Origin of the sequence: Jiella soli (genome assembly GCF_020615385.1) — a bacterium.
In the GTDB taxonomy this organism is placed as follows: domain Bacteria; phylum Pseudomonadota; class Alphaproteobacteria; order Rhizobiales; family Rhizobiaceae; genus VKMB-3413.
In genome coordinates this window covers 63,412-85,277 of the sequence record NZ_JAJAVB010000025.1, presented here as the reverse complement: position 1 = coordinate 85,277, position 21,866 = coordinate 63,412, and the positions used below count along the sequence as shown (strand labels likewise).

Sequence of the window (21,866 nt, the reverse complement as noted above, 5' to 3'; positions counted from 1 at the left end):
CGCACCGATAGCACCGGGCGATAGGCGCGAGGATGCGCGTCCGGCGGCCGTCGCACCGCGACGAACGCCTGTTTCGCGTGTCGGAGGTCAGGCTTGCGATGTCTGGCCCGGCTCCGCTTTATCGGTCCGCCTGCGGGCCTTCCGCCGCTTCTTGACCATCCGCCCGGCGCCATGCGCCCCGGAGCCCGCTCCCCAGCCGAGAATGAACCCCGCGAGAGCGAGGAAGAGGCCGTCCGGCGTCACGGGCAGAGCCGGCCGGTAGTCGTCGCTCGTGCGCTCGACCAGCGTCCAGTCGGGATCCGTTATCATGACCAGTGGACGAAACAGCGGGTCCGTCGCGGCCAAGAGGCGGTAGCGCCGCGCCACCTCCCGATAGCGGGCCCGCGTCGCCGCCGCGTCCTCGCCTTGCCTTGCGGCCAGGCGGTCGGAGTTCTCGCGCAGCCGCTCGATCGCGGCCTCGGGCGACAATTTCATCTGATGGGCGCTGTCCTCGAAGCGCTCGACGACGATCCTGAGTTCGTCGGCGGCGCCGCCGAGCCGCTGCACATATTGCTGCGTGAACTCGGCCGACTGGCTGAAGACCGAACCGGTCACAAACGCCGCGAACACCCTGACGAACAAACCGAGCAGCCTGGCCTCCCCAGATTGAAACATCCCGCGCCTCGCGGGAATATCGGCGGCAACGCGCCCCCCGCGAAGCTGCAATCTTCCTGTCCGCACACGGTTCCGGCTGCAATGCTACACCGCCCGCCCCCGGCGCAGAATGCGAAAGGACGGCTCGCCCGCCAGAATGCGGCGTTCGACCGGAAAGGAGAAGTGGGTTCGGCTCGCCGGACGCGGTCCTTGCGATCCTTACGCCTGCGGATGCGAACCAAAAAGAAAGGCGCGCCCGTCTTCCCGGCGCGCCTTTCGCGATCTCAGCGGATGAAGAGGCTGGCTTACGCCGCGTCTTCCTCGTCCTTGGCGCCCTTCTTGATCTCCTCGCCGGTCGCCTGATCGACGATCTTCATGGAGAGACGAACCTTGCCGCGCTCGTCGAAGCCCATCAGCTTGACCCAGACCTTGTCGCCTTCCTTGACGACGTCGGTGGTCTTGGCGACCCGGCCCTCGCCGAGCTGCGAGATGTGGACGAGGCCGTCGCGCGAGCCGAAGAAGTTGACGAAAGCGCCGAACTCCACCGTCTTGACCACCGTGCCCTCGTAGATCTCGCCGACTTCCGGCTCGGCGACGATCGAGTGGATCCACTTCTTGGCCGCCTCGATCTCCTTGCCGGAGGCCGACGCGATCTTCACCGTGCCGTCGTCCTCGATGTTGATCTTGGCGCCGGTCTTTTCCACGATCTCGCGGATGATCTTGCCGCCCGAGCCGATCACGTCGCGGATCTTGTCGGTCGGGATCTGGATCACCTCGATGCGCGGAGCAAACTCGCCGAGTTCGGCGCGCGCCTCGCCCAGCGCCTTGCCCATCTCGCCGAGAATGTGCATCCGGCCGCCCTTGGCCTGGTCGAGAGCGATCTTCATGATCTCCTCGGTGATGCCCTGGATCTTGATGTCCATCTGCAGCGAGGTGATGCCCTCGGCCGTGCCGGCGACCTTGAAGTCCATGTCGCCGAGATGATCCTCGTCGCCGAGGATGTCGGAGAGCACCGCGAAGCGCTCGTCCTCCTTGATCAGGCCCATGGCGATGCCGGCCACCGGACGGGTCAGCGGCACGCCCGCATCCATCAGCGCCAGCGAGGTGCCGCAGACCGTCGCCATCGAGGACGAGCCGTTGGACTCGGTGATCTCCGAGACGACGCGCAGCGTGTAGGGGAAGGTCTCCGGCGCCGGCAGCATCGGGTGGACCGCCCGCCAGGCGAGCTTGCCATGGCCGATCTCGCGGCGGCCGGGCGAGCCCATGCGGCCGGTCTCGCCGACCGAATAGGGCGGGAAGTTGTAGTGGAGCAGGAAGCGCTCCTTGTAGGTCCCCGTGAGCGCGTCGACGAACTGCTCGTCCTCGCCGGTGCCAAGCGTCGCGATGACCAGCGCCTGCGTCTCACCGCGGGTGAACAGCGCCGAGCCGTGGGTGCGCGGCAGAATGCCGGCCTCGGCGACGATGGTGCGGACCGTCTTCAGGTCGCGCCCGTCGATGCGGCTGCCGGTGTCGAGGATGTTCCAGCGGACGATCTTGGCCTGCAGCGACTTGAAGACCGCGCCGACCTCTTCCTTGGAGTATTTGCTCTCCTCGGCGCCCTCGGGGAGGAAGTGCCCGGTGACCTTCTTCTTGACGGCGTCGACCGCGGCGTAGCGCTGCTGCTTGTCGGTGATCTTGTAGGCTTCGCGCAGGTCGCTCTCGGCAATCTGCAGCATCTCGCCTTCCAGCGCCGAGTGGTCGGGCGCGTTGTGCTCGCGCGGCTCCTGCGCGGCGTGCTCGGCGAGCTTGATGATCGCGTCGATCACCGGCTGCATGCCGCGATGGCCGAACATGACGGCGCCGAGCATGACGTCCTCGTCGAGCTCGTTGGCTTCCGACTCGACCATCAGGACGGCGTCCTGCGTGCCGGCGACGATGAGGTCGAGCTTGGACTCCGGCATCTCGTCGACATGCGGGTTGAGCTTGTACTCGCCGCCGATATAGCCGACGCGCGCGCCGCCGATCGGGCCCATGAACGGAACACCGGACAGCGTCAGCGCGGCCGAGGCCGCGACCATGGCGACGACGTCGGGATCGTTCTCGAGGTCATGCTGCAGGACGGTGAGGACGACCTGGGTGTCGTTCTTGTAGCCTTCGGCGAAGAGCGGGCGGATCGGGCGGTCGATGAGCCGCGAGGTCAGCGTCTCCTTTTCCGACGGGCGCCCCTCGCGCTTGAAGAAGCCGCCGGGGATCTTGCCGGCCGCGAACGTCTTTTCCTGGTAGTTGACCGTCAGCGGGAAGAAGTCGAAGCCGACCTTCGGCTGCTTCTCGGAAACGACGGTCGCGAGAACCACGGTCTCGCCATAGGTCGCGAGCACGGCGCCGTCGGCCTGACGGGCGATCTTGCCGGTCTCCAGCGTCAGCGGGCGGCCGGCCCAGTCGATTTCCACCTTGTGGGTATTGAACATCATATCTTGCCTTATCGTTCGGCGCCGTCGCGCCGTCCCGGTCGGGAGGGCGAAAAGCGAAGGCGCGTTTCTCTTGTCGAAACGCGTCATGGGCAAGACGGCGGGAGGCTTCACCGGGGCGCTATCGGGGCGCCCGGGCCGGGCCGCGCGACAAGCCGCGCGGCGATCGGCCGAACCGGAAGCATCCGGCAATCCTGCCCCATGACCGTTTGAGCGGTCGGCGCCAGCGGGGGAAGACCCCGAGGCGCCGGGCATTTCCTTTAAAGGCGCGTCCGCGCATCCCCTTGTCGTCGGATGCCTCGGCGGTCGCGCCATCAGTCCTTACAGTGCGGCGGGCCTTGTCGCAAATCCCGGCGGGTTTCCCCCGCGGGACCGGCGCGCCCGGCCGCCGTCATGTCGCCCCGCCTGGCCCCTTGAAGGTCCCGGCAAAACGAAACCGGCGGGCCGAACCAGCGGCCCGCCGGAAAATGCCCGTCAGCGGCGGATGCCGAGACGGCCGATCAGCGTGGTGTAGCGCGCCTCTTCCTTGCCCTTCAGATAGTCGAGCAGGCGGCGGCGCTGGGAGACCATCTTCAGAAGGCCACGACGCGAGTGGTTGTCCTTCTTGTTGGTCTTGAAGTGCTCGGTGAGGTTGTTGATCCGTTCGGTGAGGATCGCGACCTGGACCTCCGGCGAGCCGGTATCGGCCTCCTTGGTCGCATATTCCTTGATGAGTTCGGCTTTACGCTCGAGCGTGATCGACATCGGATCCCTTTCTTGTCGGGTTTTTTGAGGATGAGTCGCCCGAAGCCGGGATGTCGTCCAGCCAGGGCCGCGAAAAAGCGCCCGCACGGCGAGAAGCCGTCGGCGCTGGGCGGGATATAAGCGATGTGGCGGGGGAATGCTAGGTGGGGGCTCGTGCCGAGACCCGGCGGGTCGGCCGAGAGACCGCCGGTGAAGATGACGCACAGACGGACGACGCATCGATCTCCCTCCTTGTGGGGGAGATGAGTGGCAATCCAGAGGGGGGTGCGGCGCGCGCGGCATCAGCATGTGGTTTGGAAGAAGACTTGCCAAGCAGCGGCAGGCTACCCCCTCTGCCCTGCCGGGCATCTCCCCCACAAGGAGGGGAGATCAGGCCAATCACTTCGGCCGTCGACCGTCAACCGGCCGCAAGCGCTACGCTGCCGCGTAGCTCTCCACATGGCGCTCTCGAATGTGGGGTTGAGCTTATCCAGGAAGTTGACCTACTCGCCGCTCAGCTCAATCGACGTCTCGGCGTCGTCTGCTCCAGCCCGGCTAGTCTAAGGCTCCAAACCTATTCATTCTCGCTGGGCACGTGAACCTGTGAGAGTACGATCCTGCGCTGACATTCGCACAGACGTCGAACATCGCGGTCTCGAAGATTCAGAACCTTCCCCGCGCCTTCGCAGATGTTCGCCTACCGAAACAAAGGCCGGAGAGCCATATTTAAGGGTCAACCAGCGACAGGAGACCGGTGATGTCGATAACTATGGACGACCACCACTGCTTCGACGAAGGACGGCTAGCCGCCGCGCAAGGCAAGAAGCAGAAGGACTGTCCTTATCCGAAGGACAGCGACAAATACGACACGTGGCAAGAGGGTTTTGAACACGTCACAGGCAGCGACGAGGAAGGCGAGCCGCTGGAAGACTGACCGCTGCTACTTGAGACCGGCCGCGAGGAAGCCATTGACGCGGCTTCTTTCGGCCGGATGGTCGACCTCAAGGATGACATTCTGCTGTTCGGCGCGCAGGCGGACATAGCCACGCACGACCTTTTCCGTAAATTCGTACCAACCGGCCCGAGATCCCGTAAGGATCGAGGCGTATGCAGGCTTCTTCAGACTGTTGATGCGCTGGTTGAACTTGGCGCGGTTCAGCGCCGACCCGTCGCGGTCGCGCATGATACGCTGGTACGAGTCGTAGATGTCGGAGCTTCGGCGACGCAGTTCATGACCGTCTGCTGCAGCCCACAGGACCTCGGCGTAGTCGGTGTATTTCTGCGTCGCCGTCTCGTAAGGTCCACGCAGACGCATCTCCATGCCTTCGGCCGCATCGGACATCGCCCGCTCGAAAAGGTCGCCGGTAACGACGCCGCCGTTGTCGGCCTCGTAGACCCGCCAGAACAGCATTTCGGTTATGAAGTGGACGTAGTGCGGGAAGCCGTCGCTGATCCTGGCGATCCGCACGACGCTGGTCTCGTCTATCTGGACGCCGCATCTACGTGCTGCATCCGTCACGATCTCGAACCGCGCCTCGTAGGGAAGCTGCCCCAGGCTAACGGTATGGAAATAGCGGTCGGCACTTCCGTGAGCCGCCATGATCGCATCGACGCTTTCGCCAATCCCACAGAAAATGAACCGGGCGGACACATGCCGGTCCGAGATCTGCTTGATGAAGTTGGTGAAGAGCGCCTGCTCGTCACGGCTGGTGATCTGGTCGAATTCGTCGATGACGATGACCGGGTTGCTGGCGTAGTGCTCGCACAGGAACTGCACCAGGCGAACGGCTTCGTTGACACCGGTTGGTGCGACGATCGCCCGCTCTTCGGTGGTGTTCTTGACGCCGCCAGCGATGGGCAGCTTGGCAAAGCCAAACGCCGTCTCACGCACTTTCTTGTCGACGTTCGGATCGCGGTTAACCGCCTCGTCGAAGATGTCCTTCATCACGGAGCCGAACCGGCTTTTGTCGTCGCACCCGACCAGAATCGGATCGCGCTGCGTCGATAGGCTGTAGGCCGCCGTCTGCGCGAGGGACGACTTTCCGACGCCCCGGAATCCGTGGATCAGGACGTGACGCCCGGGCTGGTAGAGCGCCTTCTTGATGCCGCTCAACTGCTCGGCCCTGCCGCGCAAAAATTCTTCCGACTGCAGTGGATGCGAGGGAGACAGCACACGCCCGAGAAGAGCACCAAACTCGTCTTGCGAGTAAGCCAGAACAGGACACGAATCAGCGGAACGTGTGAACATTCCCCGACTCTAACCATGCGTTGCGACCGGTCAACTTATCCCCACCCCTGCACCCCTCACCCATACTCCCCGCACCGCCGCCCCGACGGGACGGACGATCGCCGGGATCGTTTGGGGAGGCGGGCGGCGTCCGCGGCGTGGGGTCCTTCCGGAGGGCCTTTTCGTCCCGGACGGGTTCGCGGCTCCGCCGGCCCCTCGCCCACTACGAGGCGTGTGCGGATCGGTCCGCTTGAGCGGGGGGCGACCCTCGCGAAGAGCCGGCAGCGGCCTGGGGCCCCATCAGCGGCTTGCCGCCTGAGAGGGCCTGAACCAGGCTCATGCGCGCCCGAACAAACGCCGCGCGGAGCGCCGGAGGCGAGCCGATACAAATAGCATTCGGAGGGCTTGCCTCCGGCGCTTCGTGTCCCGTGCCCTTCGAGGGGCGGGCCGCGATGGAAATGGCGGGATACGCCGGGGCGCCCACGCGCCGCCGGCCGCTTTCGTGCGCGCACTCGCCACGCTTGTGCCGCCAGAGGCGGCGCGCCTCAGCGCTCGACCATCACCTGCGCGCCGATATTGACGCGGTCGTAGAGGTCGAGGACGTCGGCATTGCGCATGCGGAAGCAGCCCGAGGAGGCGGCGCGGCCGATCGAGCGCGGCGAATTGGTGCCGTGGATCCGGTAGGCGGTCCAGCCGAGATTCATCGCCCGCTGGCCGAGCGGGTTCTTCGGGCCGGGCCCGACCGATTGCGGCAGGCCGGGATTCTTCTCGCGCATCGACGGGGTCGGCACCCAGGTTGGATGCAGCCGCTTCTTCGACACCCAGCTCTTGCCGAACCATTGCTCGTCCGGCCGGCCGACGGCGATCTCGTAGACCAGCGCCCTGCCGGCGCCGGTGAGGAGATAGAGCTTCTTTTCCGAGGTCTTGATGACGATCGTGCCGGGATCGGCGTCGATGGCGACCGCGACTTCCGGGCGGGGCTTTTCGCCTTGCGTCTTGGCGAGCGCCGGCTCCGCATGGGCGAGGCAGGCGATGGTGGCCGCGGCGGCGGCCCGGGCGAGGAAGGGGGCGAGTTTGCGCATGACCCGTCTATAGAGACGCAAACTTTCAGGCCCGTAAAGACGAAGCCGGACGGCAAGCCTGCGAGCGTTGCCGCAGGGCCGCAGCCGCAGGGCGGGAGCGAGAGCCCCGCCGGGGAAATCAGCCGGCGCCGTTGCCGTTGCCGTTGCCGGCGCCATTGAGATGGCTGTCGCATTTGCGGAACCAGGCCGCCAGGAAGTCGACGAAGACGCGGACGCGCGCCGGCAGGTGCCGGCGATGCGGGAAGACCGCGTAGATGCCGGCCTCGCTCGACATATACTCGTCGAGGACGGTGACGAGCCGGCCCTTTTCGAGATCCTCGCGCACGACGAAGCTCGGGGATAGCGCGAGGCCGAGGCCGGCAAGCGCGGCGGCGCGCACCGTCACCGGCGAATTGGCGGTGAACTGGCCGGAGACCGCGACATTGATCGTCTCGTTTGTGACCGGATCGCGAAAGCCCCAATTGGAGAACAGCCGCGAATTGGAATCGATCACTGCCGGATAGTTGGCGACCTGCGTCGGATGGGTCGGCCGGCCGAGCCGCTCGATCAGCTCGGGGCTCGCGACGATCGCGAAGTTCAGCGAGGCGAGGCGGCGGGCGATCATCGCCGAATCGGCAAGCCGGGTCATGCGGATCGCGACGTCGAAGCCCTCTTCGACGAGATTGACGAAATTGTCGTCGAGATGGATGTCGAGGCCGATGTCGGGATAGGCCTTGGCGAAGTCGACCAGGCTGAGGCCGAGCTCGGCGTCGCCGAAGGTGCGGGCGGCCGAGACGCGGATCGTGCCCTTGGCCTCGCCGGTCGCCTCGCGCGCCTCTTCGTTGAGGCTTTCCAGATCCGACAGGATGCTGGAGGCCCTGCCGACATAGACTTCGCCCGCGGCGGTGAGCGCGATCTGGCGGGTGGTGCGGTTGATCAGGAGGACGCCGAGCTCGTCTTCCAGCTCGCGCACATATTTCGACAACAGCGCCTTGGAGCGGCCGGTCTTGCGCGCGGCCGAGGAGAAGCCCTCGTTCTCGACCACCGAGATGAAGGCGCGCATGCGCGTCAGCGTGTCCATCCGAGCCCCTTGCCTGAACCTTGTGTCTGTTGCCGCCGATCCACGGCGCCGACCTTCCTTTATCGGCAAGGCGTAAAAATCAACAGCGGGATCGAATTGGCTCTTGTGTATGACGGCCAAGGCGCATAAATCGCGATTGCCCCAAGTCGCACGTGCCTGTGGGCGTCCCCCGGTCCTCAAATGCGAGGGTTGCCGGGACGGTACCTGGACGTAACACATCCAGTCGGTTTTGCGAGCTTCGCGAGATCGAGGACGCCTTGAAGCAACGACGGTCCGGGCCTTTCTGGTCTCTCCTGGTCTCCAAAGCCGGGAATACTGAAGAGGCACACCATCATTGCCTGAAGTGCGGCGGGTCCAAGCCCACCAAGCCATGGCAGACTGATTCCCGAAGACGGTTCGGCGTTTTGCGCCTCCTCGTTTTCGGCCATCGTCGCGTCTCGTGAAGGGACCCCTGCGGCTGCGCCCTGGCGTTGCCCTCGGTGCCCCGAACGGTCGCTCCTCGTCGATTTTCCGGTCTTCTCGGCCGGGTCCATGGGAGAGCCACATGGCCACTCAGCGCATCCTCGACTTCCTCGCCACGCGACGTCCCGAGGGCCCCTGCCTCGTCGTCGACCTCGACATCGTCGAGACCAATTTCAACGCCTTCCGCAAGGCGCTCCCGGATTCCGCGATCTTCTATGCCGTCAAGGCGAACCCGGCGCCGGAGATCCTGAAGCTGCTCGCCGCGCTCGGCTCCAACTTCGACTGCGCCTCGGTCGCCGAGATCGAGATGGCGCTGAATGCCGGCGTCACCGCCAAGCGCATCTCCTACGGCAACACGATCAAGAAGGAGCGCGACGTCGCGAGGGCCCACCAGCTCGGCGTGTCGCTGTTCGCGGTCGATTGCGTGGAAGAGGTCGAGAAGGTCGCCCGCGCCGCGCCCGGTGCCCGCGTCTTCTGCCGCGTCCTGACCAATGGCGAGGGCGCCGAATGGCCGCTGTCGCGCAAGTTCGGCTGCGTGCCGGCGATGGCGATCGACGTCCTCGCCCATGCGCGCTCGCTCGGCCTCGTTGCGACCGGCGTCTCCTTCCATGTCGGCTCGCAGCAGACCGACACCAATGCCTGGGACGCGGCGATCGCGGACGCCAAGTTCGTCTTCGAGGCACTGGCCGAGAAGGGCATCGTGCTGACGCTCGTCAACATGGGCGGCGGCTTTCCGACCCGCTATCTCAAGGACGTGCCGACCGCCCAGGCCTATGGCCGCGCGATCTTCGATTCGCTGCGCAAGCACTTCGGCAACCGCCTGCCGGAGACGATCATCGAGCCCGGCCGCGGCATGGTCGGCGATGCCGGCGTGATCAAGACCGAGGTCGTGCTGGTGTCGAAGAAGTCGGCCTCGGACGAGAATCGCTGGGTCTATCTCGACATCGGCAAATTCGGCGGCCTCGCCGAGACGATGGACGAGGCGATCCGCTATCCGATCGTCAGCCATCGCGACGGCGAGCGGACCGAGCCCTGCGTGCTCGCCGGCCCGACCTGCGATTCGGCCGATGTCATGTACGAAAAGGCGCCCTACCCGCTGCCGATCTCGCTGACCGTCGGCGACGAACTCCTGATCGAAGGCACCGGCGCCTACACGACGACCTATGCCTCCGTCGCCTTCAACGGCTTCGAGCCGCTGAAGTCCTACGTGATCTGAGGACCGCATGATCGTCAGACACGACCGACGACGGAGCCTGACGCTCCGAAGCTGACCCGGCGCCGTGGCGCCGGGTCTGTCGCCCGCGCGCCGCATCTCCGGCGAGCCCAGTTTCTCCCCTCAGCTTCTTGAAGGGGTCCGTCATGTCCGCATTCCCGAATGCCGCCGCCTTCACGGACGCAGCACCGCTGTTCCGGATCGCGTCCGAACGCGCCTGCGAGATCGCGCAGCGCGAGGCCCTGCTCGATCTCGCCATGGGTCCGGGGCGCACCCGGAAGTCCTCCGAAGCGATCCGCCGCGGCCGCCTGCCGGCCGAAGGGCTCGCCCTGTCGGCCACCGGCGCCGACGGCGCGCTCGCCGCGACCGTGCGGCTGTGGAACATTTCCGCAGGCCGGCGCGACGGCGCGGCCGTGCCGGCGCTGCTCCTCGGCCCGCTGGCCGTCGATCCCGCGCTGCAGGGCGCCGGCCTCGGCGGGCTGATGATGCGCCATGCGATCGCCGAGGCCGCCCGGCTCGGCCATGGCGCCATCATCCTCGTGGGCGATCCCGAATATTATCAGCGCTTCGGCTTCTCGCCGGAAAAGACCGCCCGCCTCGCCATGCCCGGCCCGTTCGAGCCGCGCCGGCTGCTCGCGCTCGAGTTCGCCGCGGGCCATCTCGACGGCGTTTCCGGCCGGATCCGCCCGACCGGCCGGCTCGAAGGCACCGCCCGCCTCCGCACGCCGCTGCGCATCGCGGCCTGAAGCGCCGCCCTCGGCTCTTTTCGTCTCCAGCGACGGCCCTTCATCGGGCCGGATGCCTAATAAATAGGCATCCGGCTCGCTTGCGCGCAGTCGCTGCGCCGAATTTGGGGCCAACCGCCCCGACAGCGCGCATCGCGACTGGCATGCGATTTGCTGACGTTCCTCCCAGGGAAGTCGATCAAGGGGGCGTCTTCACGTGCCGAGACGAGCAGCCGATCTGGAACTTGCAGCCGTAACCAAGGCCTATGGCGAGACGATCGCCGTCGACCGGATCTCGCTGAAGATCCCGGCGGGCAGCTATTGCTGCCTGCTCGGCCCGTCGGGCTGCGGCAAGACCTCGACGCTGCGCATGATCGCCGGTCACGAATTCATCTCGGACGGCGACCTGATGATCGGCAACACCATCGTCAACGACCTGCCGCCTGCCAAGCGCGGCACCGCGATGATGTTCCAGAACTATGCGCTGTTCCCGCATCTCAGCGTCGCCGACAATGTCGGCTTTCCGCTGAAGATGAGCGGCACGGCCAAGGCCGAGCGGCATTCCCGCGTCAAGGAGATGCTCGGCCTCGTCGACATGGAACGCTATGCCGACCGGCTGCCGAGCCAGCTCTCGGGCGGCCAGCAGCAGCGCGTGGCGCTGGCTCGGGCCCTCGTCACCAACCCGACCGTCCTTCTTCTCGACGAGCCGCTTTCGGCCCTCGATCCATTCCTGCGCATCCGCATGCGGGCGGAGCTGAAGCGCTATCAGCGCGAATTCGGCATTTCGTTCGTTCACGTCACCCACAGCCAGGAAGAGGCGATGGCGCTCGCCGACATGGTGGTGGTGATGAGTGACGGCCGGATCGAGCAGGTCGGCAGCCCGCGCGAGGTGTTCAACTTCCCCAGGACCCGCTTCGTCGCCCAGTTCATGGGCGGCCACAACATCGTGCCGGACGGCGAGCGCAGCTTCGCGGTGCGCGCCGACCGCTTGAAGCTCTCCAGCAGCGACGCCAGCACGGCCGGCGAGACCGCAACCGTCACCGACGTCGAATATCAGGGCATGACGGTGAACGTCGCCATGCGGCGCGCCGACGGCACGGACTTTCTCGCCACGCTCCCGGAGGCCGACTACGACCGCCTGCCCGTTCGGGTCGGCGACGAGGTCGCCATCGCCTGGGGGCCGGACGACCGGCACGAGCTCGCCGCCTGACGGCGGCCTGCGACAAACCTCAACCTTGCCGACACGGAGGATCCTGATGGCAAAACCCGATGAGACCAAGACCACCGGCCTTTCCCGCCGCTCGATGCTCAAGGCCACAGCGGGCCTTGCCGGCGCCGGCCTTGTCTCCAAGCTTTCCGCCTTCCCGACCCCGGCGATCGGCGCCGAGCCGGTCACCCTGCGCTACCTGTCGACGGCGACCAACCAGTCGCCCGCGATCGCCGAGAAGGCGCTGGAGGAAGCCGGCGTCAAGATCCAGTACGTCACCGTCACCACCGACGAGGTCGCCAAGCGCATCATCACCCAGCCGAACTCCTTCGATCTGGTCGACAGCGAGTATTTCTCGCTGCCGAATCTTGTCCCGTCGGGCAATCTGATGGGCATGGACGCCAATAAGATCAAACTGGCGGACAAGATCACGCCGGTCCTGACCAAGGGCACGATCGAGGGCAAGGACGTCGGCAGCCAGGGCTCGGCGCCGTGGAAGTATTTCTACCTCGACGGTCAGCACTCCAAGAAATTCGCCGAAGCGCCGACCGAATGGATGACGCTCATTCCCACCACCTACAACGCCGATTCCCTCGGCGACCGGCCGGACCTGATCGACGGCGAGGTGAAGAACTGGTCGGCCCTGCTCGACCCGAAGTTCAAGGGCAAGGCGGCGCTGATCAACATCCCCTCGATCGGCATCATGGACGCGGCCATGGCGATCGAATCGTCCGGCCAGTTCAAATACAAGGACAAGGGGAACATGACCAAGGCCGAGATCGACAAGACCATGGAGATCTTGACCAAGGCCAAGCGGGACGGGCAGTTCCGCGCCTTCTGGACCGATTTCAACCAGTCCGTGAACCTGATGGCCTCCGGCGAGGTGGTGATTCAGTCGATGTGGTCGCCGGCGGTCACCGCCGTGCGCTCCAAGGGCATCAAATGCACCTATCTCGCGCTCGAGGAAGGCTATCGCGGCTGGGCCTCCGGCTTCGCCCTGCCGCGCACGCTGCGGGACAAGAAGCTCGACGCGGCCTACGACTTCATCAACTGGTTCCTGTCCGGCTGGGCCGGCGCCTATCTCTCGCGCCAGGGCTACTATCCCGCCGTCCTCGAAACCGCCAAGGAGAAGATGGAGCCCTATGAATGGGCCTATTGGTACGAGGGCAAGCCGGCCGAGAAGCCGATCAAGGCGCCGGACGGCACCGTCATCGAAGAGCCGGGCGCGGTGCGCGACGGCGGCTCCTACGTCACTCGCATGAGCCGCATCGCCTGCTGGAATTCGGTGATGGACGAGAACGAATACCTCATCACCAAGTGGAACGAGTTCGTCGCGGCCTGACGTCATGACCCAAACGATAGAGGCCAGCGGGGCGGCGACGCCGCCCCGCGACATCGACGCTTCGAAGAGCCGTCCGGCGTCCCGCAGGAAGGGTGCGGGCGCCGGCGCGGCCGCCTATTGGGAGGCCGCGCCGATGGCGCTGGTCTTCTTCCTGTTCTTCGTGCTGCCGCTCGTCGTCGTCCTCGTCGTCAGCTTCTGGAAGTACAATTCCTATTCGATCACCCCGGCCTTCATCTTCGACAACTATACCGGCGTCTTCGATGGCTGCCTGACGAGCCTTCCCTCGCTCTGCACCACCTTCGCGACCTATCTGTCGACCTTCAAGTTCTGCCTGATCGTCTGGCTGGTGACGCTCGTCCTCGGCTTCACCATCGCCTATTTCCTTGCCTTCCATGTGCGCACGACGACGATGCAGATCGTGCTCGCCCTCCTCTGCATCATCCCGTTCTGGACCTCCAACGTCATCCGGATGATCTCCTGGATCCCGCTGCTCGGACGCAATGGGCTGATCAACCAGATACTGGTCGATGCCGGCCTGGTCGACCAGCCGGTCGAATGGCTGCTCTATTCCGACTTCGCGGTGACGCTCGCCTTCGTCCATTTGCTCACGGCCTTCATGCTGGTGCCGATCCTCAACTCGATGATGCGCATCGACCGCTCGCTGATCGAGGCGGCGCGGGACGCGGGCGCGAGCGGCGCGCAGGTCCTGTGGAACGTCGTCATCCCGCTTTCCAAGACCGGCATCACCATCGGCTCGATCTTCGTCGTCACCCTCGTGATGGGCGACTTCATCACCATCGGCGTCATGGGCGGCCAGCAGATCGCCTCGGTGGGCAAGGCGATCAACGTGCAGACGAGCTATCTGCAGTTCCCGCTCGCGGCGGCCAACGCCGTCGTGCTCCTCCTCATCACCCTCGGCATCATCTTCGCGCTGACGCGGGTGATCGACATCCGCAAGGAGCTCTAGCGCATGACCGCCGAAAAGCGCCCGCGCTCCTTCTATGTCCTGGCGACGATCTTCGCCCTGTTCGTCCTGTTCCTCTACGGACCGGTGATCACCATCCTGATCCTGTCCTTTCAGGGGCCGCAGGGCGGGCTGACCTTTCCGATGAACGGCGTCTCGGTCCACTGGTTCGAGGAGCTCTTCCGGGGCGCCGGCCTCGTCGACATCTCGATCGGCCTGTGGAACTCGGTGAAGCTCGGCCTCCTGGTGATGGTGCTGACCGTCGTCTTCTCGGTTATGGCGGGGCTCGCCTTCCGCCGGCGCTTCCGCGGATCGGCCCTGCTCTTCTATACCGCCATCGCCAGCCTGATCATGCCGTCGATCATCGTCTCGCTCGGCATCGCGCTCGAATTCCACATCGTCGACGACACGGTGATGGAGATCGCCGACGCCTACGAGGTCGACTGGCTCTACGAGAACTATCAGACGGCGACGGGGCTGTTCACCTCGGGTCTCGGGGCACATCTCTCCTGGACCCTGCCCTTCGGCCTCCTGATCATGTTCGCGGTCTTCAACCGCTTCAACAAATCCTACGAGGAGGCCGCGCGCGACCTCGGCGCGACCTCCTGGCAGACGATCCGCCACGTCGTCCTGCCGATCATCGCGCCGTCGGTCGCCGGCGTCGCCCTGTTCGGCTTCACGCTCTCCTGGGACGAGCTGGCGCGCTCGAGCCAGGCGATGGGCGCCGCCAATACGCTGCCGATCCAGTTGCAGGCGCTGACGACCACGGTGACGACCCCGATGATCTACGCGCTCGGCACGGTGACCACAGGGATCTCGCTGCTGGTCATCGCCACGGCGCTGACGACGTTCTTCGTCATGCAGAAGCGCCGGCAGCGCCGCGCGCTGAAAGGCGCCTGAGGAGCCGAGCGGCATGCGCCTTTCCATCGTCAATCCCAACGCCACGCGGTCGATGACCGAGACGGCCGCCGCCGCGGCCCGCCGCGTGGTCTCGCCGGGCACCGAAATCCTCGCGGTCACCAACGCCTCCGGGCCGGCCTCGATCGAAGGGCATGTCGACGGCGCGCTCGCCGTTCCCGGCCTCCTCGAAGCGATCGCGCAGGCCGAGCGCGAGGGCGCCGATGCCCATGTGATCGCCTGCTTCGATGACACCGGCCTCGACGCCGCGCGGTCGATCGCCCGCCGGCCGGTGGTCGGCATCGGCGAAGCCGCCGCGCATGTGGCGAGCCTTCTGTCGCGCCGCTTCGCGGTGGTCACGACGCTCTCCTGCTCGGTGCCGATCCTCGAAGACAATCTGAAGCGGAACGGCCTCTGGGCGCTGTGCTGCAGCGTGCGCGCGAGCGAGATCCCCGTCCTGGCGCTGGAAGCCGATCCCGAAGCCGCGAATTCCAGGATCTCCGAGGAGATCGGGCGGGCGATCGGTGAGGACGGGGCCGAGGCGATCGTCCTTGGCTGCGCCGGCATGGCCGAGTTCGCCGCAAGGCTCAGTGAGCGTCACGGATTGCCCGTCATCGAGGGAGTCTCCGCCGCGGCGAAGCTTGCCGAGGCGCTGGCGGCGCTGGGGCTCGGGACGTCCAAGAAGGGCGGCTACGCCTTTCCGCCGGACAAGCCCCGCGGCCTCGACCTGTCGATCGGTCCCGCCCGCACCTTCTGACCTCCGCCGGCTCCCGCGCCGGGGCGCGTGAGCGCCGGCTGGCCGCAGCGGCATCGGCGCTGCCCGAAGACATAGCCCCGCCTAAGGAAGGCGCCGACGAGCGGTCCAGCCATGGCCGCGTCCGCGACAGTTGGCTGCGGCAATCTGGTCCGACCTAAGCATCTGAACCGGAACCGAAAACCGCGCCTCCCGATTGATCCCACGACGGCCGGCCCCTGACGCCGGCGCCCTCAATCTCCTGGGAGAAATCACATGAAACGGACGCTTCTTTCGCTGACCGCGGCCCTTTCGCTCGCCGTGGCCGCACCCGCACTCGCCCAGTCCAGCAACAACGGCACCACCGGCAAGGCGGTGGGCACGTCGGCGATGCAGAACGACGCCGCTCCGAAGCCGGCGCCGCAGAACGTCAAGACGGCCGCGAACTTCGTTCCGATGGCCGCCGTCTCCAACAGCTTCGAGATCGAGTCCAGCAACCTCGCTTTGCAGAAGTCGAAGAGCCAGGCAGTCCACGACTTCGCCAAGACGATGGTCAACGACCACTCGGCCGCAGGCGACAAGCTCAAGGCCGCGGTGAAGCAGTCGAAGATGGACGTCGCCGTGCCGAACGGGCTGGACGCCAGGCACAAGCAGATGCTGAACGATCTGCAGGCCGCGCCCTCCGACAGCTTCGATGCCAAATACATCCAGATGCAGTCGAAGGCGCATGACGAGGCGGTCGCCCTGTTCACCGCCTATTCGAAGAATGGCGAGAAGGGCCCGATCCGGGAGTTCGCGACGAAGACACTGCCGACGCTGAAGCAGCACAAGCAGATGGTTCAGAAGCTGCAGAACAATTCCTGATCCCACATCCGCGACCGCGCCATGTCAGCTCCCTGGGGATCCTCCCCGGGGAGCTTGCTCGATTCCCGAACCCGGCGGCGCGCCATGGAGATGGAGATAGAGCGGGTCGAACTGACCGACCCGCTTCATCCGGTCCCAGTCGTGGACGGTCAGGACCCGCCGTTTCAGCGAGATCAGCTTCTGCGAGCGCAGATCCTGCAAAGCGCGGTTCACCGAGACGATGGAAAGCCCCAGCGCGTCGCCCACTTCCTGCTGGGTGATGGGCATCTTGAATTCCATGGCCTCGGCCATGTCGACAACGTCGAGCCGCAGGGCCAGTTCGCAGATCAGGTGGGCGACCCGGACCCGCGCCGAGTTCCGGCCGATCATGGTGATCCAGGACCGGGTGATCGCGGCGTCGATCAGCGTCTCGCGCCACAGCGCCTCGCCGATGACCGGGCGCTCCCGGCAAAGGGCGGTGAGGACGTCATGCGCGATGAAGATGACCCGGGCATCCGTCAGCGCCACCACATTGTGGTCGAGTGTCTTGAGGTGCAGCGTCTGCAGATCCGGGATGTCGCCCGGTATGTAGAATGACAGGATCTGCCGCCGCCCGTCGCTCGTCGACTGGTCGCGGCAGAGAAAGCCCTCGGCGATCAGGCAGCAATGGCCCGGCCGCTCTCCGACATGCCCGATGACGGCGCCGGAGGAGACGTCCCGCACGGTGTGGGGAAGAGCGAGCAGCGCCTCCGCTTCGACTTCGTCCAGCCGGCTCGCCCGTTCCAGGCGCCGAACCAGAATGCCCAACGGCGCCCGCTCGTCTGCTGTCACTCGACGTCCCCATATTGCGATGCGAACCCCCTGTCGCTCAGCAGCGACGCGACCGCGGGGCGACAATCGACCCATAGGCCAACTCCGGAAGACTCAGGAGCGGAAAATCCGGTGCCGGGAAGCGAACAGCCAACGCTTGTCGTTGCCGTCGCCGCTAGGCGGGTCGAGGCCCTGCGCCGAGCCGGCGGAGCCGGGCTTGGCGTCCGGCGACGCCGGGGCTTCCATTGAAGGGGTCGGCGCCATCCGCGCGGCGGTTGGCAGCGCGCCCGCGCCGGTGCTAGATCGGACGCAGTCGGACAAGGATTTTCAGGCATGGCCGTGACAGCCGGGCGGCGCGACGCCGTCGTCGAGAGAAAGACCAAGGAGACCGAGATCCGGGTGCGGGTCGATCTCGACGGCACCGGCCGATCGTCGATCGCGACCGGTGTCGGCTTCTTCGACCACATGCTCGACCAGCTGTCGCGGCACTCGCTGATCGACATGGAGATTGCCGTGAAGGGCGATCTCCACATCGACGACCACCATACCGTGGAGGACACCGGCATCGCGCTCGGCCAGGCGATCCGGCAGGCGCTCGGCGAGCGGCGCGGCATCCGCCGCTATGCCTCGCTCGATCTCGCCATGGACGAGTGCCTGACCCGGGCGGCGGTCGACGTCTCCGGCCGGCCGTTCCTGGTCTTCAGAGCCGAGTTCTCCCGCCACAAGATCGGCAGCTTCGACACCGAACTCGTGCAGGAATTCTTCCAGGCGCTCGCCCAGAACGCCGGGCTGACGCTGCATGTGACCAATCTCTACGGCTCCAATTCCCACCATATCGCCGAAACCTGCTTCAAGGCGCTGGCGCGGGTCCTCGGCGATGCGATCGCGATCGATCCGCGGCAGGCCGATCTCGTGCCCTCGACCAAGGGCATGTTGGCATGAGGCGCCGGGCGCCGGCAGAAGGGGGCGCGGCGTGAGCCTCTCGCGCTTCGTCGTCTTCGAGCCGCCGGAGACGGAGGGGCCGAGCGAGCGTGCGGTCTTCGTGCGCGACCGGTTCTCCCTCGCCGCCTTCCTCGTCCCGTTCGTCTGGCTGCTGCGCTACGGCCTGTGGCTCTCGGCGCTCGCTGTCGTCGCGCTGTTCCTGGCGATCGGCTTCATCGGCGAGATGTCGGGTTCCGGACTCGTTACCGTCGTGCTCTCGGTGCTCCTTAGCGGCATCGTCGCTCTCGAAGGGCCGATGCTGAGGGCGCGCCGCCTGCGGGCGAAGGGCTGGCGCGAGGCCGCGAGCCTCCAGGCGGAAGGTCGCGCAGAGGCCGAAACGATCTATTATCACAGCGAAGGGCGCGAGGCCGGACGGTCCGGGATCTCGATCGGCGAAAGCGGCGCCCTGCCCTGGGCGCGGCCGAAGGCAGAGGCGCGAAGCACGCCGCCGCCGATCCCCGCCGCGGCCGGCACCAGCGGAGCGGCCTGACCCATGGAAACCGTCGCCATCATCGACTACGGCTCGGGAAACCTGCGCTCGGCGGTCAAGGCCTTCGAACGCGCCGCCCGCGAAAGCGGCCGCGACGCCGGCATCGTCCTCACCGATGACCCGGAGACCGTGCGCCGGGCGGACCGGATCGTCCTGCCGGGCGTCGGCGCCTTTGCCGACTGCCGGGCCGGCCTCGACGCCGTCCCCGGCATGACCGCGGCGCTGCGCGAGGCGGTCGAACAGGCCGGCCGGCCCTTCCTCGGCATCTGCGTCGGCATGCAGCTGATGGCCTCACGCGGGCTCGAAAAGACGATCACCGAGGGGCTCGGCTGGATTTCCGGGGACGTCGAAAAGATCGTGCCCTCGGACCCGGCGCTGAAGATCCCGCAGATCGGCTGGAACACGATCGACGTCGTCCGCGAGCATCCCCTGCTCCACGACATCGCCACCGGGCCGGACGGGCTCCACGCCTATTTCGTCCACTCCTATCACCTCGTCGCCCGCAACCCGGACGACGTCGTCGCGACCGCCGACTATGGCGGCCCCGTCACCGCCCTCGTCGCCTCGGGCAACAAGGCCGGCACGCAGTTCCACCCCGAAAAGAGCCAGACGCTCGGTCTGCGGCTGATCGCGAATTTTCTTAAGTGGCGGCCGTAGCGGCCGGCCCCTCCGGCCGCCGCCGGCAGCTGGAGAGGCCGCTTCGTCGTCAGCCAGCCGGTTGCGGGTCGCCGCCGGTCGCGCCGAAGACCTGGCCGGTCGAATAGCTGAAAGCCGGGTCGGCGAGCGCGACATAGAGCGGCGCGAGCTCCACCGGCTGGCCGGCGCGCCCGACCGGGGTCTTGGCGCCGAAATGAACGATGTTCTCCATGATCTGTCCGCCCGAAATCTGCAGCGGCGTCCAGATCGGCCCCGGCGTCACGGCGTTCACCCTTATGCCGCGCGAGCCGAGCTGCTTGGCCATGGTCTTGGTGAACATCAGGATCGCCGCCTTCGTCATCGAATAGTCGATCAGTCCGAGCGGCGGCGACGCGGCGACCTCGCTCGAGGTATTGATGATCGAGGCGCCCGGATTCAGATGCGGCAGCGCGGCCTTGGTCAGCCAGAACATGGCGTAGAGATTGGTCTTCATCGTCTGGTCGAACTGCTCGTCCGACAGATCCTCCAATCCCGACACCCACTGCTGGTAACCGGCATTGTTGACCAGGATGTCGAGCCCTCCCAGCTCCTCGACGGTCTTCGCGGGCAGCGAGGTGGTGTAGCCCTTGTCGCGCAGATCGCCGGGGAAGGCTGCAAACTTGCGGCCCTCGCGCTCGACCACCGTCTTGACGTCCTTTGCGTCTGGCTCCTCCTGCGGCAGGTAGGCGATCGCGACGTCGGCGCCCTCCTTGGCGAAGGCGATCGCCGCGGCGCGGCCGATGCCGCTGTCGCCGCCGGTGATCAGCGCCCGCTTACCCGTGAGCCGGCCGGTGCCGTGATAGGTCTCCTCGCCGTGATCGGGGCGCGGCGCCATCTTCTGGGCAAGGCCCGGCCAGGGCTGATGCTGCTCGGGATAGGGCGGCTCCGGAAAGTCGGAAGCCTGCGCCGTCATCGCGGCATTGCCGCCGCCGGGCTGGCTGTCCTGGGCAAATGCGGTGCGGGTGGCGACGGCGGCCCCCGTCAGTGCGGCTCCCGCGACGATGGCGCGGCGGGTGGGATCGAATTCGGACATCGGCATCTTTCCTCTCTCGAAAGGTTGGGCGCCCGGTCCCGAAAGCGCGACCGGACTGGAGCCCTGCTCCAGCCCTTGGGCCGGCGCATGCTCGCTCTGCGAGAGGAAACCAGCCGCAGGGCGAAGTGTTCGACCGCGCGGCCCGAAATGCCTGCAGCCGGCGAAAGAACCAGCGTCGGCCGCACCACGCCCGGCCATTCGCTGGAGGGTTGTCGGCTCCTGGCGAGAAGACTTGAGCAGCGAAGGCCCTCCGGCGCGACCGCCGAAAGTCCCATGCCGTGCAGATCCGGTGCGATCACCATGTGGTCGCGCGAGGTCGGCGGCGAGAGGCTCCCACATGACGCCGGTTTCGCCATAGCCGTGGATCAGGACGACCGACGGCCCGAACCGCCGACGCGCACATGAAGAACCACGCCGTTGGTCTCGATGTCATGGCTGCGGAAACCCTCCGGGAAGGACTGCAGTTGCGCAGCGGCGGATGTGGCCACGAGCGCATTCAGCGAGATGATCGCCGCTCTCATAAGCATGGCAGGCTTCCTGTTCCGTAGGGGAGACGGCAAACCGTCGGCTCTGGACAGGATACATGCGGGACGCGGCGGTCGCCGGCCTCGGGATCGCTCTCCTGCCGAGCTTCTTCGTGTACCGGCAGCTCGCCGATGGCTCGCTTCGCCGCGTCGATGTCGGTCTGGAAGCCGAGGGCGCGACGCAGCATCTCGGCTATCCGTCCAACCGGAGCCCGTCGGCCAAGGTTCTGGCGCTGACCGACTGGCTGCGCCAGGCATTCGGCACGCCGCCCTATTGGGAAGAGCCCCTCGGCAACGATCCTGTCGGCTCCCTGTAAGGCCGCAGCTGACGGCGGGAAGCTGCCCTCCGAACTCACGCGAAGCCTATCGCTCGGCGTCCGCCATTGCGCCGTCCTCACGCCCCACCTCGTTCGCCTTCAGCACCTCCACGATCGCAGGCAGGGCAGCGTCGGCATCACGTGGAGATGGATGCCAGCGTGGTCGGATTTGTACCTCCAATGCAACGCACGATCGACGCCGGGGCCCGACGGCCGCCGCCCGACCGAGGGCGAACCGATGCCGCGATTGTCACCGCCAGGACGAGTTGCTATTTTCAGCCGATGAACGGCATCCGGCGAGTGAAGGCGCGGGCGAAGCTGCCCACCAGCGAGAGCTTTGCGAAGCTCTCCGATCACGCACGCCTGCCCGGCCGCTTCTTCTATCGGTTCATCGCCGCCGCCGGGCGGTAGAGGATGGCAGGCGGCGCGTTCCGCCTCTCGCCTTCGCGACCCATCCGACACTTCGAGAACGCCGGCC

At 66.5% G+C, this 21,866-nt stretch carries 23 protein-coding genes; 14 read left to right on the top strand and 9 right to left on the bottom strand.

Annotated features, from left to right (window positions below; all coding sequences use genetic code 11):
* Window positions 1-87: 87 nt before the first annotated feature.
* From LH400_RS14865 to rpsO, 3 genes are all read right to left on the bottom strand, one after another.
* On the bottom strand, window positions 88-654 hold the full coding sequence (locus LH400_RS14865; RefSeq protein WP_229153522.1) for a DUF2937 family protein: 567 nt from the start codon (window positions 652-654) through the stop codon (window positions 88-90).
* 284 nt (window positions 655-938) lie between these two features.
* Window positions 939-3,080, bottom strand: coding sequence for a polyribonucleotide nucleotidyltransferase (pnp, locus tag LH400_RS14860; RefSeq protein WP_229154401.1), 2,142 nt, complete (start codon window positions 3,078-3,080; stop codon window positions 939-941).
* A 474-nt stretch (window positions 3,081-3,554) separates the two neighbouring features.
* Window positions 3,555-3,824 (bottom strand): 30S ribosomal protein S15, encoded by a 270-nt coding sequence (gene rpsO, locus LH400_RS14855; RefSeq protein WP_229153521.1) that lies wholly within the window; start codon window positions 3,822-3,824, stop codon window positions 3,555-3,557.
* 736 nt (window positions 3,825-4,560) lie between these two features.
* Between rpsO and LH400_RS14850 the strand changes: the two genes are divergently transcribed.
* Complete coding sequence (locus LH400_RS14850; protein ID WP_229153520.1) at window positions 4,561-4,737, top strand: hypothetical protein; 177 nt, start codon at window positions 4,561-4,563, stop codon at window positions 4,735-4,737.
* 6 nt (window positions 4,738-4,743) lie between these two features.
* Here LH400_RS14850 and LH400_RS14845 read toward each other — a convergent pair whose 3' ends face one another.
* The 3 genes from LH400_RS14845 to LH400_RS14835 all read right to left on the bottom strand — a co-directional run bounded on the left by LH400_RS14845 (window position 4,744) and on the right by LH400_RS14835 (window position 8,172).
* Complete coding sequence (locus LH400_RS14845; RefSeq protein WP_229153519.1) at window positions 4,744-6,051, bottom strand: ATP-binding protein; 1,308 nt, start codon at window positions 6,049-6,051, stop codon at window positions 4,744-4,746.
* Window positions 6,052-6,575: 524 nt separating this feature from the next.
* Window positions 6,576-7,112, bottom strand: coding sequence for a L,D-transpeptidase (locus tag LH400_RS14840; protein WP_229153518.1), 537 nt, complete (start codon window positions 7,110-7,112; stop codon window positions 6,576-6,578).
* 118 nt (window positions 7,113-7,230) lie between these two features.
* Entirely contained in the window at window positions 7,231-8,172 is a 942-nt protein-coding gene (locus LH400_RS14835) for a LysR family transcriptional regulator (protein WP_229153517.1), read from the bottom strand.
* Between the two features lie 544 nt (window positions 8,173-8,716).
* On the opposite strand from LH400_RS14835, the gene odc2 reads away from it, so the two are divergent.
* The 8 genes from odc2 (at window position 8,717) to LH400_RS14795 (ending at window position 16,579) form a co-directional block, all read left to right on the top strand.
* Entirely contained in the window at window positions 8,717-9,850 is a 1,134-nt protein-coding gene (gene odc2 / locus LH400_RS14830; protein ID WP_229153516.1) for an ornithine/lysine decarboxylase, read from the top strand.
* 143 nt (window positions 9,851-9,993) lie between these two features.
* Complete coding sequence (locus LH400_RS14825) at window positions 9,994-10,593, top strand: GNAT family N-acetyltransferase (protein WP_229153515.1); 600 nt, start codon at window positions 9,994-9,996, stop codon at window positions 10,591-10,593.
* Between the two features lie 196 nt (window positions 10,594-10,789).
* The gene (locus tag LH400_RS14820) at window positions 10,790-11,782 is read left to right on the top strand and encodes an ABC transporter ATP-binding protein (RefSeq protein WP_229153514.1); all 993 of its coding nucleotides are present in this window, start codon (window positions 10,790-10,792) and stop codon (window positions 11,780-11,782) included.
* 46 nt (window positions 11,783-11,828) lie between these two features.
* The gene (locus tag LH400_RS14815; RefSeq protein ID WP_229153513.1) at window positions 11,829-13,121 is read left to right on the top strand and encodes an ABC transporter substrate-binding protein; all 1,293 of its coding nucleotides are present in this window, start codon (window positions 11,829-11,831) and stop codon (window positions 13,119-13,121) included.
* Between the two features lie 4 nt (window positions 13,122-13,125).
* On the top strand, window positions 13,126-14,088 hold the full coding sequence (locus LH400_RS14810; protein ID WP_370638397.1) for an ABC transporter permease: 963 nt from the start codon (window positions 13,126-13,128) through the stop codon (window positions 14,086-14,088).
* Between the two features lie 3 nt (window positions 14,089-14,091).
* A complete protein-coding gene (locus tag LH400_RS14805) occupies window positions 14,092-14,985 on the top strand; it encodes an ABC transporter permease (protein ID WP_229153512.1) in 894 nt (297 codons plus the stop codon).
* Window positions 14,986-14,998: 13 nt separating this feature from the next.
* A complete protein-coding gene (locus tag LH400_RS14800; RefSeq protein WP_229153511.1) occupies window positions 14,999-15,739 on the top strand; it encodes an aspartate/glutamate racemase family protein in 741 nt (246 codons plus the stop codon).
* Between the two features lie 252 nt (window positions 15,740-15,991).
* Complete coding sequence (locus LH400_RS14795) at window positions 15,992-16,579, top strand: DUF4142 domain-containing protein (protein WP_229153510.1); 588 nt, start codon at window positions 15,992-15,994, stop codon at window positions 16,577-16,579.
* A gap of 24 nt (window positions 16,580-16,603) precedes the next feature.
* Here the strand turns inward: LH400_RS14795 and LH400_RS14790 are convergent, their stop codons facing one another.
* Window positions 16,604-17,389 carry a Crp/Fnr family transcriptional regulator gene (locus LH400_RS14790; protein WP_229153509.1) on the bottom strand — a complete coding sequence of 262 codons (786 nt, stop codon included), beginning with the start codon at window positions 17,387-17,389 and terminating at the stop codon, window positions 16,604-16,606.
* Between the two features lie 312 nt (window positions 17,390-17,701).
* Between LH400_RS14790 and hisB the strand changes: the two genes are divergently transcribed.
* From hisB to hisH, 3 genes are read left to right on the top strand one after another with little or no spacing between them, the layout of a single operon-like run.
* Window positions 17,702-18,310: an imidazoleglycerol-phosphate dehydratase HisB gene (gene hisB, locus LH400_RS14785; RefSeq protein WP_229153508.1), complete on the top strand. Its 609-nt coding sequence runs from the start codon at window positions 17,702-17,704 to the stop codon at window positions 18,308-18,310.
* A 31-nt stretch (window positions 18,311-18,341) separates the two neighbouring features.
* On the top strand, window positions 18,342-18,839 hold the full coding sequence (locus LH400_RS14780) for a DUF2628 domain-containing protein (protein ID WP_229153507.1): 498 nt from the start codon (window positions 18,342-18,344) through the stop codon (window positions 18,837-18,839).
* A gap of 3 nt (window positions 18,840-18,842) precedes the next feature.
* A complete protein-coding gene (gene hisH, locus LH400_RS14775) occupies window positions 18,843-19,496 on the top strand; it encodes an imidazole glycerol phosphate synthase subunit HisH (protein WP_229153506.1) in 654 nt (217 codons plus the stop codon).
* 49 nt (window positions 19,497-19,545) lie between these two features.
* Here the strand turns inward: hisH and LH400_RS14770 are convergent, their stop codons facing one another.
* Together LH400_RS14770 and LH400_RS14765 are read right to left on the bottom strand one after the other, a co-directional pair.
* Window positions 19,546-20,553 carry an SDR family oxidoreductase gene (locus LH400_RS14770; protein WP_370638396.1) on the bottom strand — a complete coding sequence of 336 codons (1,008 nt, stop codon included), beginning with the start codon at window positions 20,551-20,553 and terminating at the stop codon, window positions 19,546-19,548.
* A 359-nt stretch (window positions 20,554-20,912) separates the two neighbouring features.
* Window positions 20,913-21,074, bottom strand: a complete 162-nt coding sequence (locus LH400_RS14765; protein ID WP_229153505.1) for a hypothetical protein — start codon at window positions 21,072-21,074, stop codon at window positions 20,913-20,915.
* A 56-nt stretch (window positions 21,075-21,130) separates the two neighbouring features.
* On the opposite strand from LH400_RS14765, the gene LH400_RS14760 reads away from it, so the two are divergent.
* A complete protein-coding gene (locus LH400_RS14760) occupies window positions 21,131-21,388 on the top strand; it encodes a LysR substrate-binding domain-containing protein (protein ID WP_229153504.1) in 258 nt (85 codons plus the stop codon).
* Between the two features lie 147 nt (window positions 21,389-21,535).
* Window positions 21,536-21,799, top strand: a complete 264-nt coding sequence (locus LH400_RS14755; protein ID WP_229153503.1) for a hypothetical protein — start codon at window positions 21,536-21,538, stop codon at window positions 21,797-21,799.
* Window positions 21,800-21,866: the final 67 nt, after the last annotated feature.

Coding starts and splice junctions, on each gene's coding strand:
- rpsO (WP_229153521.1), bottom strand. CDS start 3,824: ATGTCGATCACGCTCGAGCGTAAAGCCGAACTCATCAAGGAATATGCG.
- LH400_RS14835 (WP_229153517.1), bottom strand. CDS start 8,172: ATGGACACGCTGACGCGCATGCGCGCCTTCATCTCGGTGGTCGAGAAC.
- LH400_RS14760 (WP_229153504.1), top strand. CDS start 21,131: ATGCGGGACGCGGCGGTCGCCGGCCTCGGGATCGCTCTCCTGCCGAGC.
- LH400_RS14840 (WP_229153518.1), bottom strand. CDS start 7,112: ATGCGCAAACTCGCCCCCTTCCTCGCCCGGGCCGCCGCCGCGGCCACC.
- pnp (WP_229154401.1), bottom strand. CDS start 3,080: ATGTTCAATACCCACAAGGTGGAAATCGACTGGGCCGGCCGCCCGCTG.
- LH400_RS14850 (WP_229153520.1), top strand. CDS start 4,561: ATGTCGATAACTATGGACGACCACCACTGCTTCGACGAAGGACGGCTA.
- hisB (WP_229153508.1), top strand. CDS start 17,702: ATGGCCGTGACAGCCGGGCGGCGCGACGCCGTCGTCGAGAGAAAGACC.
- LH400_RS14755 (WP_229153503.1), top strand. CDS start 21,536: ATGGATGCCAGCGTGGTCGGATTTGTACCTCCAATGCAACGCACGATC.
- LH400_RS14800 (WP_229153511.1), top strand. CDS start 14,999: ATGCGCCTTTCCATCGTCAATCCCAACGCCACGCGGTCGATGACCGAG.
- LH400_RS14865 (WP_229153522.1), bottom strand. CDS start 654: ATGTTTCAATCTGGGGAGGCCAGGCTGCTCGGTTTGTTCGTCAGGGTG.
- LH400_RS14825 (WP_229153515.1), top strand. CDS start 9,994: ATGTCCGCATTCCCGAATGCCGCCGCCTTCACGGACGCAGCACCGCTG.
- LH400_RS14845 (WP_229153519.1), bottom strand. CDS start 6,051: ATGTTCACACGTTCCGCTGATTCGTGTCCTGTTCTGGCTTACTCGCAA.
- hisH (WP_229153506.1), top strand. CDS start 18,843: ATGGAAACCGTCGCCATCATCGACTACGGCTCGGGAAACCTGCGCTCG.
- LH400_RS14805 (WP_229153512.1), top strand. CDS start 14,092: ATGACCGCCGAAAAGCGCCCGCGCTCCTTCTATGTCCTGGCGACGATC.
- LH400_RS14810 (WP_370638397.1), top strand. CDS start 13,126: ATGACCCAAACGATAGAGGCCAGCGGGGCGGCGACGCCGCCCCGCGAC.
- LH400_RS14765 (WP_229153505.1), bottom strand. CDS start 21,074: ATGCTTATGAGAGCGGCGATCATCTCGCTGAATGCGCTCGTGGCCACA.
- LH400_RS14795 (WP_229153510.1), top strand. CDS start 15,992: ATGAAACGGACGCTTCTTTCGCTGACCGCGGCCCTTTCGCTCGCCGTG.
- LH400_RS14770 (WP_370638396.1), bottom strand. CDS start 20,553: ATGCCGATGTCCGAATTCGATCCCACCCGCCGCGCCATCGTCGCGGGA.
- odc2 (WP_229153516.1), top strand. CDS start 8,717: ATGGCCACTCAGCGCATCCTCGACTTCCTCGCCACGCGACGTCCCGAG.
- LH400_RS14815 (WP_229153513.1), top strand. CDS start 11,829: ATGGCAAAACCCGATGAGACCAAGACCACCGGCCTTTCCCGCCGCTCG.